Raw genomic sequence first — 11,421 nt, 5'->3', positions numbered from 1 at the left:
GCCGGGAGGAGGCACAGCGGTGCGACGACGCGAACTCGAACTCCGCGCGGCCGAGTCACTGGGATGCGAACGCGCCGCGGTCGCGGCCAGCGGTTGCGCGGCGGTACTCGCGTTGACCTCCTGCCTCGCAGCCCCGGGCCGTACGGTCTTGATGCCGGGATGGATCTGCTCCGGTGTCGTGCACGCCGTACTTCTCGCCGGTATGCGGCCGGCTCTGGTGGACGTTGACGAGGCGTTCCTCATGTCCACCGCCCACGCCGACATGATCGCGGCGTCCACGGACGTCGGACTGGTCCTCTACGCACCGTACGGCGGGCACGCCCCCGACATGGAGACGTGGCGCGACTGGTCGGCTCGGCACGGGGTGTCCCTGGTGATCGATCTGGCGCAGACACCGGACACCGAGGTGTGGCGGCAGGCGGCCGTCCACTCGACGGTGCTGGTCTCCTCGTTCCGGAGCGGCAAGCCTCTTGGCGGGGCCGGAGGAGGAGTCGTCGCGGGCGGCGCCGACATCGTCGAAGACGTGCGGACCTTCCTCAACGGGGGGAAGGACGACCACGGCCGGAAGATCGCCTTCGGTCTCGAGCTGCACCTCCATGACGGGGCCGTCCGAGCCGCCCTGTCCGCTCTGACCCTCCACGGGCGGAGGATGGACGCCTGGCGGACGGCCACACGCGAGGCACTCCGCGACGCCGGGAGCGCCCTGCCTCCGGGATGGCGGAAGGCGGCGGTCGCCCTGTCGCGGTTCCCGCGGCTGGACGGTCGCGGAAAGCGACTCCACCCGGATACCACCTTCGGAGATCGAGCATGGCGGAGGACCGCCGCTGACAGGCTGGGACCGTGGTCTGACCCGCCGTTGCCCAGGCTCGGGAAGCTCTACGACCGCGTGACGGTCACCAAGATCCAGCCCCACAGGGACGGCGGTGACGACGTGACGTCCGCGACCAGTGAGGAAGTCCAGACATGACACAGCGACTCACCCCGAGCGACCTCGACTCACTCGCCCGTGACCTGAGCAACAAGCACTGGGGGCTTACCGAGCCTGCCGAACGGGTGGACATCGGCGTCAACAAGACGACCTGGCGCGTCGGCGACGCGTGGTTGTCCAGCGCTCCGCCCTCGATGCGGGAGTCCATCGACCGGCTCCGGGCGGTATGCGCCGCGGTGGCCCAGGAAACAGGTGGTGCCTACGCCGTTCCGGCGTTCCTGCGGACCAGGTCGGGAGAGCACTCCGTCGAGACGGCCGGATGGATCTGGTGGATGACCGAACATGTTCCCGGCCGCGCGCCGGTGGCGTCCTCCCCCGCTGACATGGAGGCGGTGGCGGCGGGCATGGCACGCCTGCACCGGCTGCTGAGGACGCTCCCGCCGACGCTCACCGTCTCGGACACGGACATGGTGACGCTGTTCGAGCGGGGAACCGCACTGGCCGCCGACCCCCGCCTCGGCTACGGCGCCGAGCAGAGGGACATCGTCGCCACGGCGGAGGCGCGGGTCCGCGAACGACTGGAGATCCTGACCCGGCAGCCGACGCAACTCGTGCACGGCGACCCTTCGAATCCCAACCTCCGGATGGCCGCGGACGGCGAGCCCGTGCTGACCGGACTTCTCGACTGGGACCACGCCAGGAGAGACCTCGTCCTAGCAGACCTGGCGACCATCGCCCAGACGATCGTGCTCCGCTCCGGCGCACCGGAACCGACCGTGCTCCTGGAACGGATGCTCGGGGCCTACCAGACCGAGGGGGGCATCTCCTGCTCCGTCGAGGACGTGCTGACCGGGCTGCTCATGGCCAAATTCGAGAGCGTCGCCCACCACGGCGGCCGTTATCTGCGAGGCGAGTGCTCACTGGAAATCGTCGCGAGCCAACCCGGAAAGATCCGGGAGATTCTCCGGCTCGTCGACGATCCGAAGACTTCCGGAGGGTGACGACGGATGAAGACGGCGCACCGGTTATGGCCGCCCGATCCAGAGCGGGAGGCACGTGCCGACAAGCTTCCGGGGCTTGTAGGAGAGCTGTTCAAGGCGGCGGGCGAGATGCCACACCAGCACCCGGAGACGCTGACGGCGAGGCTGGAGCAGACGAATGAGACCAGCGTGGTCTACGGCTGGCCGGCGGGGAGCCCACGCTGCGTCCTGGCCTTCCGGCAGACCGGCCGCGGGTGGCGGTCCCTCTTCCCCGGCGCGCCGGTCCTCGCCGCCTCCGACCTCGACCCCGGCATCCTGGAGCGCCTGCTCGGGGAGATCGCAGCCGATCTCGGCACCGGCCTCCTCTACTTCCCGCTGGCCTACCCCGAGAGTGCCGCCGCTGATCGGCTCGCGGCCGTCCCTCGCATGGCCGTCTGGCGGCGGAGCCCTTCCCCAGTCGTCCGTTGGGACGACGGAGGACACGGGGTCATGGAACGGTTCCGGGAGCGCCACGGCTCACAGGCCACCCGCAAGACACGGCGCTGGAATTCCTCGCTGCGCGCGGCCACGATGACCGGCACGGCAGCCTGCGCGGCGCTAGCGGAGATCGAACGCCACTCCTGGAAGGCCTCCGCACGACTCGACCTCGACAGCGAGGGACAGCTGGGGTACTACCAGCGGCTTCTCCGTCGACGGCTCGTCACCATGTCTGCCGCCGTACTCGGTGACCGCCCGGTCGCCTACCGGCTCGACGCTCGGCACCAGGACACGGTCTACGCGCTGGAATGGTCCTACGACGCCAGGTTCGGCGGCCACGCGCCCGGGATGTTCCTCATGGTCGACGGTCTCCGGCGGCGCTGGGGCGGCGTGCCACTGAAACGCATCGACCTGTTCGGTGGACCGGACATGCTGAAGCTGCTGGTGGCGACCGGTGACCGGGAGCGGATCGACTTCGCCTGGCCTGCGGGTCCCGCGGCGGATCGGCTCCGCCGGGAACGCCACGCCCACGATGCGCGACTCCGCCGGTGTCTCGACGCGGGTGTCGGCGTCCGCGCGGCTTACTCCGCTCCGGAGCCGTCATGACCCGCCGAAGCCGCGTCTCGGACGTCCCGCCCAGCGTGTGGGCACGGGAGAGCTGCCCCGGCGCCCTGTTCAACTCCGCCGACTGGTTCGGCCTGGCCGAGGCCAGCGGAACGCGCCTGACCTACCTGACGGTTCCGGGACGGTCTCCGGTGATGCTGCCCGTCCACCTGGAGGCCGTACGGCCCGGCGGGGGCTACGACCACGAGGGGAGCGTGCTCCGTCCGGCCCTGGGCCGGGCGGCCGATGATTGGGCCCCGTGCCTGACCGTCGGCTCGTGGAACAGCACGCTGTCCACCGGTCCCGTCAGACCGGAACCCGGTGCTGAGACGGACCCGGACACCGTCGGCGAACTGGTGGAGGAGGCCCTGCGCCTGGCGGACGAGCGCGGAGCCCGCTCGGTGGCCTGGCCCTTCCTCACCGGAGAGGCCGCCGCGTCCCTCACCGGCCTGCTGCCCGAACGTGTCCTGGCGCTGCGCTGCCGACCCTCGACCCTGCTGACCATCACCGCGCCGACCTTTGAGGATCATCTGGCGTCGTTGTCGCCGAGGAAGCGGCAGAACCTCCTCTACGAGGAACGCCGCCTCACCCGCGAGCCCTTCACACTCGGCGCCGAAAAACTCTCCGGCATCGTGGACGAAGTGGCCGACCTCATCACCCTCGGCCGGGAGAGACGCGACGGCCATGCCGACCGCGACCGGACCGCCTCGCTCCTCAATGCGCAGAGCACGGTCCTGGGCGAGCGGATGCTGGTCTTCACCGCCAGACTGCGTGGCCGGTTGGCGGCCGTGACCACCGCCGCGGCGAGCCACGGAGGGCTCTACATCCGCTCGTACGGCGCGTGTGACGAGCTGGTGGAAAGGAGCGGCGTCTACTTCACGCTCACCTGCCACCTTCCGCTGCGGTACGCCTTCGACCACGGCCTGCGCTGGCTCCACTCCGGTATCGGCGCCTACGAGGCCAAGGCAAGGCGCGGGTTCCAGCTCGTGCCGCTGTGGACGGTCTTCATCCGGCCCGGTCCCGTCACGGCCGGGCAGCGGGTCCGGGCCGAAACCTGGAACTCCACTTCGGACGCGGACTGGCGCGGCTGGTACGCGGCGAAGCTGAACACTGATCTCCCCGACGACTGGAGGTGGCCCGGTGGGGCAGGATGAACGGCTTCTGGTGTTCGTACGGCACGGCGAGGCGGCGAGCACCACGGACGTCTGGGACGCGGACGATCAACGCCCCCTCACCCCTGCGGGCGACGCCGCGGCCCGCCGGGCCGCTGAGGAGATGGCGGCGTTCGCGCCCGACCGGCTCTACTGCTCCCCTTCCCTGCGGGCTAGGATGACCGCCGAGCGGATCTCCGCACAGGTCGGCCTGAGCCCCGGCCTCGAACCGGGACTCGTCGAACGCACCTTCCGCACGTTGGAAGGACGGTCGCTGACCGAGATCGCCGCACGTCACGGTTCGGCGGTCATGGAGCTGATCGACCGGCGAAACACCGACACCCTGGAGCTCGACGGGGACGAACCGTTCACCGACGCCGTCCGGCGGGCCGCGGGGACCGTCGAACGCCTGATGGCCGGTCCCCACCGCCGCGTCGTCGCCGTCTCCCACGGCGGCCCGCATTGCTGGATGCTCAGCGCGTTCTGCGGCGTCCCACCCGAGGACAGGCTGTTCACGCTGGCCGAGGCCCACTTCACCGTGCTCGGCTTCCGGACGGTGGGGAACCGGGTCAGGCTGTCCAGGATCATCGCCATCAACACGGCCACGATCCCCTTGTCGGTGAGGCGTTAACGGGGCTCGGTGAGGAGCCGGACCTTCCCCGAGGGGCGAGGCTCGGCCTTCTCCGCGACCACGCGGACGGCCTCGTCGGGATCGGTGATCTCGAAGATCCTGCCGTCGTGCTGCAGGTAGAGGAACCAGTCGAGCGTTCTGAGAAACGCGCGGTCGTGGGAGACCGCCAGGACGGTCCCCTCGAACCCGTCGAGGGCGCGTTCCAGCGCGACCGAGGAGGCGATGTCGAGGTTGTCCGTCGGCTCGTCCAGAAGCAGCAGGTTGTCGCCCTCCAGTTCCAGGCAGAGCACCTCCAGACGTGCCTTCTGACCTCCGGAGAGGGTGTCGTAGGAGCGCTGCGCGGCGCCCTGCAGTCCGTAGCGCGCCAGGGCCGACATCGCGGCCTCGTGGTTGCCGATCCAGCGGCGGACGATGTCGAGGACCACCGCCCCCTGGAAGTCTCCGCGCGCGTTCACCTGGGTGAAGTGGCCGGGCCGGACCCGGCTGCCGAGGATGAACGAACCCTCGGCCTGGACGTCCTCACCCGCGAAGAACCGGATGAGGTGGGACTTGCCCGAGCCGTTGGGGCCGATCAGCCCGACGCGTTCACCGAAGCGCAGTTCGACGTTGAACGGCCGTACCAGGCCGTCCAGGGCGAGACGCTCACAGCTGAGCACCCTGCGTCCTGACCCCGATCCGCGGAGCCGTACGTGGATCTTCTGCTCGGGCACGGGCGGCGGGGGCGGGCCCGCGTCGGCGAACTTGCGCCACCGGGTCTCGGCGGCGTCCGCCTTGGGCGCGTTCCGGGAGTTAAGGGCCGCCCGCTGCTTCATGGTCTTGTAGTACTGGAAGAGTCGGCGCTCTTCGTCCTTCCACCGTTTGAGCTCGTCACCGAGCGCCTGCTGGCGCTTCTCCCGTGCCTCCTCGTAGGTGGCGTAGGAGTCCGGATGGATCCAGCAGCCCGTGGCCTCCAAGGTCATGACCTTGGAGGCCGCCGCGCTGAGCAGCTCGCGGTCGTGGCTGATCAGCAGCACCGTCTTCGGCGTGCTCCGGATCAGCTCTTCCAGCCAGCGCTTCGCGGGGATGTCGAGGTAGTTGTCCGGCTCGTCGAGCAGGAGGACGGCCGCGTCCGATCGGAAGAGCAGGTCGAGCACCACCTGCTTGCGTTCACCGCCGGACAGCTGCGTGACCGCGCGGTCCCCGATCTCCTCCAGACCTCCACGCACGACACGCCGTACGGTGGAGTCCCACCGGGCCTCAAGTTCGTAGCCCCCGAGGTCGGACCACTCGCCGATGGCGGCGCCCAATTCCATGCCGGCCGCCTCGTCCCCACCGGCGAGACGCCGCTCGGCCTCGATGACGCGGCGACCCACGGCGTCCAGCGGGCGCGGAGCGAACCGCAGCAGCATCTCGCGGACGGTCTGGTCCGGCCGGTCGAACCCGACGTCCTGCGGCATGTGGAGGAACCGGCCGCCGACCGCGATCTCTCCCTCGTCGGGGCTGAGCTCACCGGCGAGGATGCGCATCAGCGTCGACTTGCCGGCCCCGTTGTCGCCGATCAGAGCGACGTGGTCTCCCGGGGAGATGAGGAAGGTGACTCCGAAGAAGAGGTTCTCTCCGCCGGGATGGGCATAGGACAGTTCCGTGGTGGATACGTGGCTCATGGCACTCCCGTGCTCAACCGCTGCGCCACCGCTCCCGCGACCACGTCCCGGAGGATGGCCGTGACTTCGGCGGCGCCGGTCCCGTGCAGGCCGCTGAGGCCCGCCTCCGTACGGACACCTCTGACATGAGCGATAGCCATGACCACATCGGTCTCCAGCTCAGAAGCGATCTTATCGGGGTCGGTCTTTCTGAGGGCGCCGTCGATGACTCTGAGCGCCGCTTCCTCCCCCGCCGCGCGGGCCCGCTCGACGGCGTCGCGGTCGAGGACCTCTCCGCTCCAGCGGACGCACGCCCGCGAGTCGGTCAGATCCGCGAACCGGTCGGCGTTGAAGATCTGGCTCAGATTCTGCGGAGGAAGGCAGACGGTCGGCGTGCCGGTGTCGAGAGCCTCCAGCAGCGTGGTCAGCCCCGGGGAGGTGACGAGCAGTTCGGCGCCGGCCAGCAGGTCAAGGAACTCTCCGTGGCCCCTCGGCCCAGTGGACATCACGCGGGGGAGGTCGCCGACGATCGACCGGATCTGAGCCGCCTCCGCGTTTCCGCAGATGTGGATCTCACGGATCCCGCACTGGGCCAGGGCCCGCATCACGGGCCGCAGGACAAGCCGGAGATAGACGGGATTGCCGGTGGGGTTGCTCGGCGAGTGCAGCCCGCCCAGGTTCACGACCGCCCGGCCGGGGGCGCGGTCGTGGTGGGCGGCTCTTCTGATCACGGGTCCCACCCAGTGCAGCCGGGTGATGCGCCGCAGCGGCCCCCACGCGGCGCTCGGCAGCACGGGGCACATCTGGGCGCAGTAGGCGGCCACATCGCTGGGAACCGCATCGGCGTCGGTCCACAGGTAGGGGAGGCTGTCGACGTAGACCGTGGGGCGGCCGACGGCCTCCAGTGCCACCGCCAGCTCCGGATCCAGGACCACCAGCCCCGCGGCCACGGCATGCCTGTCGAGCAGGGCTCCCAGGTCGGCCGGGTCACGGGGCCACCGTTCGTACCAAGCCTCCACCGCGAGACCGGAGAGGACACGGCGGCCCAGCCGGGTGCCCAGAACGACGAGGCGGTGGTCGCCGCCGTTCTCCCGGAGCGCCCCGATGATCGCGCTGAGCTTTCCGGAGCTCCCCCACCCGAAGTCCACCGCGCCGAGGGCGAGGCCGGGAGCCGCGCTCATGCGCCGGCCGCCGTGACATATCCGGGACCGGGGTCGCCCGTCCGGTACGGCGCGCCGCCGCCGTCCCGCACCAACGCGAGGGTCGCGTCGATCACCGTGTCCGCGAACGCGTCCGTCCAGTCCGGCCCGGCCGTGACGAACGCGGCCCGGGTGACGGTGTGGATCCCCCGGATCATCGGCGTGCAGGCGCCGCCTTCGTCGGTGACGACGAGGATCGGCTTGCCGAGCGCGGACGCCCACCCGAGTTCGACGGCGACGCCTCCGGAAGGCGGCGAGCCGATCACCGCGCAGACCACATCGGCGACCCGCATGGCCTGGAAATCGGCGGGTGTGCACTCCTCGGCGGGGAGCCAGCCGGCGCCCCACTGCTCGTTGTGGTGGGCGCTGAAGACCTGGGCGCCACGGTCGAGGAAGCCTCGGCGGAGCCGGTCTAGGCGCTCGCGGAACCGGGTCTCGACCAGCCCGGTCGAGGGATCCATCCACTGCGAGTAGGGCGCCGCCAGGAAGACGCGGGAACCGGTCGGAGTCACGGAACCATCCCTTCTGCACGAGATCGTCGGTGGAGATCGCGGGTTATGAGCCAGAAGGCCCGGACGTCGGGGCCGACGCCCTCCAGCACGCCCATCGGGTCGTCCAGGAAGGCGTCGAGGGGGACACCGTCCCGGCGACCGCTCCGGGTGGCGCGGGTGCGGCCGGTCCGGTCGGGCGCGGGCAGGGTCGCGAGATGCTCGGTCGGCCAGTCCCCGTTCAGTCGCCGGGCGACGGCGACGGCCTTCACCTGCTGGAGGTTCTCGACGACGAGGATCCCTCCCGGCGCGGGGCCCATGAGGTGCTCGACCACCGGCCGCCGGTAGTGCGCGATGTTCGCCCGGTAGTAGGCGTAGAAGTAGCGGAACGGGGTGCCGCGTGGGAAGCACGAGCCGTCCAGCAGGTGGTAGAGGCCACCGAGCTCGTCGTCCGGCAACCGCACGCGGTCGGCCTCGACCACGTCGTTCAGGGCCCGCCAGAGGTCCGCGTCGGCGGTGCTGACGATCCGGGATCCCGGCGGTACGGCGAGGCCGCGGAAGAGATCCGCGACGCGGTCCGCCGTCTCGTGCCACCGGGCGGCCAGATCCCCGCCGCCCGGCACCAGGTGGATCTCCTCACCGATCCCGATGAAGGAGAGCAGCGGCCGTCCGAGGAGACCGGCGACCGCGGCTCCGTGGACGAGGTCAGCGAGGACCGTCGCGGCCAGCCGCCCCGGATCGGCGTCGCAGTGGTCGACGCAGGTCGAGGCCACCACCACGTCCGGGCGAGGGCCGTCCGCCGCCGCCGGAGTGGCCGCGACGACCCCGGCCTCCATCCCCCGCAGCCACGGCGGGGGCTCGGTGAGGGTATTGATGCCGTACGCGGCCGTAGCGGTCTCGGCCTGCGGGCCGTACATGGCGGTGGCGAGCCGGGAGAGGTACGGCCTCATCTGCCGCCTCCGCCCGTGGCGGCCAGAGCCCAGCGTTCCAGGCCGAGTCCCGCGCAGCCGGTGGTCCATTCCGGCGGCAGGGACTTTCGCACGGCGAAGTGGTCCCCGTGCCGGTTGACGGACGCGACCGCGATCTCGCCGCCGGGCGTTCTGACCCGCAGCTCGTGTTTGCCGCCTCCGGTTCCGTCTGCCAGGAAGAACGGATCCTCGGCGCGGACCCAGCGGTGCCGGAGCCCGAACCGGTCCGCCAGCCGCGTGAGGAACGCGCCCACCGCCTCGGCGACCGCGTCGGAGTAGGCGGCGTCCCCGCCCCAGAGAATCTCCCTGCAGGTGAACGCGGGTAGGCGGCCGAGCTCCGGCATGTAGCGGGTCTCCCGCCGGAAGACGGTCGCGGTGAAGGTGACCAGGACCGATCCGCCGGCCTGCCATAGGTGCTCGAACGAGTTGAGGCAGGCGGCGGGCAGCAGAGCGGTCTCTCCGTCCAGCCGGACGAGCTGCTCCGGGTGGGCATCGAGGTAACCCAGCTCCCGCAGTTCACCGACCGCGATCATCGGGTTGGCATGGGGCCATGAACGTCCACCTCGTTCGAGGACGAACTCGCGTACCTCGGACTCGACCGTCTCGATCACCGGGCCCGATTCGGCTCCGTGGAAGGCCGGAACGCTGAGAGCGGGCGCCGGCGACGGCTCGGCGGGTTCCCGCGCGCCGATCGGCAGAGCCGACAGGCTCGCCGGATCGAGGGGCAGATCCAGGGGGTCGTCGGCGATAGCGACGATCCGCAGCGGCCCGCGCCTGCTGACCGCGAGTCTCAGATCCCGATGCGCGAGTGAGAGCCGGTATTCGAGGCGGCGCCGCTCCCGCTCGCCAACGCTCCCGGATCCGCTCAGATGCTCCGGAAGATCGATCGACAGCCGGGCCCCCGGCCTCCTCCGCGTGCCGTGGCCAGCGATCGCGTCGACGAGCGCCTCCCGGCTGCGGAGCCGCCTCGGATGGGCGGCGCTCGGGTCGAGCACGATGCCGAGGCCGTCCTCCAGGACGGTGAGAGCGCAGGCGACGTCGAGGCTGTCCCACTCGGCCTCGGAGTCCAGGCCCGCGTGTCCGAGCGCGTCGCACAACCGGACGTGCTCCTCCGGTGAGAGCACCAAGCCGGCGGGCTCGCCCGCCATCAGATCTCCACGGCGGCGGAGGACGCCCGCTGGAAGTAGGCCATGACCTTGCGTACGGCTGCGCCGGCGGCCTCGATGTCGTCCCCGTCGAGACCGGGGCCGAGTTCAATGCAGAGCTGGCGGGCAAGCAGGTCGTCGGCTACCGGCACCGCGCTGGGCCGGTAGTCCGGCCGCCGTTCTTCGGGGAGGACGGCCAGCAGGGACGGACGCCGGTCACGGAGCCACGCGATGTCGCTCAGGCAGGGGTGGCTCGGGTCGCATCCGACTCCTTCGGCGCGGATCGCATCGACGATCTCGTTCCGGCGGGGCGCCGTCTCCTCCGGAACGAGGGCGTGGAGCTTGAAGTACGCGTGCGTGCTGTCGGCCCGGATCGTGGGAAAGCTCAGCCCGACGTCGGCGAGCTCCTCCCGGAGCAGGTCCGCCCAGCGGGACCGCGTGCACAGCTCGTCGTCCAGGCGGAGCGTCTGGTGCAGGCCGAGAACCGCCTGGATCTCCGTCAGGTTGTAGCTGTAACCCATCTCGCGGTAGTCGAACCAGCCCTCGCCCTTGCCCTTGTGGGCCAGCGAGCGGACGGTCTCGGCGAAAACGTCGTCGTCGGTGACGACCATCCCGCCCTCGCCGATCGCCACGTGTTTGCGGCAGCACAGGCTGAACGCGGCGGCCCGGCCGAAGGTCCCCGTCGGCTGCCCGGCGGACAGGGCGCCGTGAGACTGGCCGCAGTCCTCGACGAGCACCAGGTCGTGCCGGGCCGCGAACTCGACCAGTTCGGGCATCGGGCACGGCTGGCCGTACATGTGGACCGGCACGATCATCCGTGTCCGCCCGGTGAGCTTCCGCTCGCAGTCCGCGGGGTCCATCGCCCAGGTGAGCGGATCGATGTCGACGAGCACGGGCACGATCTCGGCCTGGATCAGCGCCGACACGGCGGAGACGTAGGCGTTGGCGGGGACCAGCGCCTCGCTTCCCGCCGGAAGTCGGGCGGCCAGGTAGGCCAAGTGCAGCGCCGCGGTGCCCGAACTGACGGCGATCGCGTGCCGCCGGCCGAAGTAGGCGGCGAAGACCTGCTCGAACCGCCGGACCTGGGCGCCGCCGTAGAACCGCGCGAGCGCGCCGCTCTCCAGCACCGCCATGACGTCGGCCACGGCGGCGTCACTGATCACAGGGTTGGCCTGCCGTCGTCCGGGCCTCACGGGTTTCCCGCCGTGGATGGCGAGAGATCCATCCGT

11 protein-coding genes are annotated in these 11,421 nt (G+C 70.9%); 5 read left to right on the top strand and 6 right to left on the bottom strand.

The features are described 5' to 3' along the window. Nucleotides 1-19 precede the first annotated feature (19 nt). The 5 genes from IEZ06_RS24565 (at nucleotide 20) to IEZ06_RS24545 (ending at nucleotide 4,770) form a co-directional block, all read left to right on the top strand. A complete protein-coding gene (locus tag IEZ06_RS24565) occupies nucleotides 20-967 on the top strand; it encodes a DegT/DnrJ/EryC1/StrS family aminotransferase (RefSeq protein ID WP_189239042.1) in 948 nt (315 codons plus the stop codon). After that, on the top strand, nucleotides 964-1,929 hold the full coding sequence (locus IEZ06_RS24560) for a phosphotransferase enzyme family protein (RefSeq protein WP_189239041.1): 966 nt from the start codon (nucleotides 964-966) through the stop codon (nucleotides 1,927-1,929). Before IEZ06_RS24565 ends, IEZ06_RS24560 begins: the two co-directional genes overlap by 4 nt. 108 nt (nucleotides 1,930-2,037) lie before the next feature. Next, nucleotides 2,038-2,991: a GNAT family N-acetyltransferase gene (locus IEZ06_RS24555; RefSeq protein ID WP_189239040.1), complete on the top strand. Its 954-nt coding sequence runs from the start codon at nucleotides 2,038-2,040 to the stop codon at nucleotides 2,989-2,991. After that, nucleotides 2,988-4,142 carry a GNAT family N-acetyltransferase gene (locus IEZ06_RS24550; protein ID WP_189239039.1) on the top strand — a complete coding sequence of 385 codons (1,155 nt, stop codon included), beginning with the start codon at nucleotides 2,988-2,990 and terminating at the stop codon, nucleotides 4,140-4,142. The genes IEZ06_RS24555 and IEZ06_RS24550 overlap by 4 nt, the downstream gene beginning before the upstream one ends. Beyond that, the gene (locus IEZ06_RS24545) at nucleotides 4,129-4,770 is read left to right on the top strand and encodes a histidine phosphatase family protein (protein WP_189239038.1); all 642 of its coding nucleotides are present in this window, start codon (nucleotides 4,129-4,131) and stop codon (nucleotides 4,768-4,770) included. The genes IEZ06_RS24550 and IEZ06_RS24545 overlap by 14 nt, the downstream gene beginning before the upstream one ends. Here the strand turns inward: IEZ06_RS24545 and IEZ06_RS24540 are convergent. The 6 genes from IEZ06_RS24540 to IEZ06_RS24515 are packed head-to-tail and all read right to left on the bottom strand — an operon-like array spanning nucleotide 4,767 to nucleotide 11,355. Beyond that, nucleotides 4,767-6,413 carry an ABC-F family ATP-binding cassette domain-containing protein gene (locus IEZ06_RS24540; RefSeq protein WP_189239037.1) on the bottom strand — a complete coding sequence of 549 codons (1,647 nt, stop codon included), beginning with the start codon at nucleotides 6,411-6,413 and terminating at the stop codon, nucleotides 4,767-4,769. The two genes, IEZ06_RS24545 and IEZ06_RS24540, sit on opposite strands and share 4 nt — an antisense overlap. After that, nucleotides 6,410-7,573 (bottom strand): hydroxymethylcytosylglucuronate/cytosylglucuronate synthase, encoded by a 1,164-nt coding sequence (locus tag IEZ06_RS24535; protein WP_189239036.1) that lies wholly within the window; start codon nucleotides 7,571-7,573, stop codon nucleotides 6,410-6,412. Before IEZ06_RS24535 ends, IEZ06_RS24540 begins: the two co-directional genes overlap by 4 nt. Further along, nucleotides 7,570-8,103 carry a nucleoside 2-deoxyribosyltransferase gene (locus IEZ06_RS24530; RefSeq protein WP_189239035.1) on the bottom strand — a complete coding sequence of 178 codons (534 nt, stop codon included), beginning with the start codon at nucleotides 8,101-8,103 and terminating at the stop codon, nucleotides 7,570-7,572. The genes IEZ06_RS24535 and IEZ06_RS24530 overlap by 4 nt, the downstream gene beginning before the upstream one ends. Further along, nucleotides 8,100-9,029 carry a hypothetical protein gene (locus IEZ06_RS24525; protein ID WP_189239034.1) on the bottom strand — a complete coding sequence of 310 codons (930 nt, stop codon included), beginning with the start codon at nucleotides 9,027-9,029 and terminating at the stop codon, nucleotides 8,100-8,102. Before IEZ06_RS24525 ends, IEZ06_RS24530 begins: the two co-directional genes overlap by 4 nt. Further along, nucleotides 9,026-10,195 carry a class-II aminoacyl-tRNA synthetase family protein gene (locus tag IEZ06_RS24520; RefSeq protein WP_189239033.1) on the bottom strand — a complete coding sequence of 390 codons (1,170 nt, stop codon included), beginning with the start codon at nucleotides 10,193-10,195 and terminating at the stop codon, nucleotides 9,026-9,028. The genes IEZ06_RS24525 and IEZ06_RS24520 overlap by 4 nt, the downstream gene beginning before the upstream one ends. Then, the gene (locus IEZ06_RS24515) at nucleotides 10,195-11,355 is read right to left on the bottom strand and encodes a DegT/DnrJ/EryC1/StrS family aminotransferase (protein ID WP_189239032.1); all 1,161 of its coding nucleotides are present in this window, start codon (nucleotides 11,353-11,355) and stop codon (nucleotides 10,195-10,197) included. Before IEZ06_RS24515 ends, IEZ06_RS24520 begins: the two co-directional genes overlap by 1 nt. Between the last annotated feature and the right edge of the window lie 66 nt (nucleotides 11,356-11,421).

Origin of the sequence: Planomonospora antibiotica (assembly GCF_014647955.1) — a bacterium.
Classification (GTDB): domain Bacteria; phylum Actinomycetota; class Actinomycetes; order Streptosporangiales; family Streptosporangiaceae; genus Planomonospora; species Planomonospora parontospora.
The sequence above is the reverse complement of the archived record's forward strand: the minus strand, read 5'-3'. Positions and strand labels throughout refer to the sequence as shown.

What these genes read in the sequence shown, in the direction of transcription:
- IEZ06_RS24560 (WP_189239041.1), top strand. Translation starts at nt 964, where the DNA reads ATGACACAGCGACTCACCCCGAGCGACCTCGACTCACTCGCCCGTGAC.
- IEZ06_RS24555 (WP_189239040.1), top strand. Translation starts at nt 2,038, where the DNA reads ATGCCACACCAGCACCCGGAGACGCTGACGGCGAGGCTGGAGCAGACG.
- IEZ06_RS24550 (WP_189239039.1), top strand. Translation starts at nt 2,988, where the DNA reads ATGACCCGCCGAAGCCGCGTCTCGGACGTCCCGCCCAGCGTGTGGGCA.
- IEZ06_RS24540 (WP_189239037.1), bottom strand. Translation starts at nt 6,413, where the DNA reads ATGAGCCACGTATCCACCACGGAACTGTCCTATGCCCATCCCGGCGGA.
- IEZ06_RS24535 (WP_189239036.1), bottom strand. Translation starts at nt 7,573, where the DNA reads ATGAGCGCGGCTCCCGGCCTCGCCCTCGGCGCGGTGGACTTCGGGTGG.
- IEZ06_RS24525 (WP_189239034.1), bottom strand. Translation starts at nt 9,029, where the DNA reads ATGAGGCCGTACCTCTCCCGGCTCGCCACCGCCATGTACGGCCCGCAG.
- IEZ06_RS24520 (WP_189239033.1), bottom strand. Translation starts at nt 10,195, where the DNA reads ATGGCGGGCGAGCCCGCCGGCTTGGTGCTCTCACCGGAGGAGCACGTC.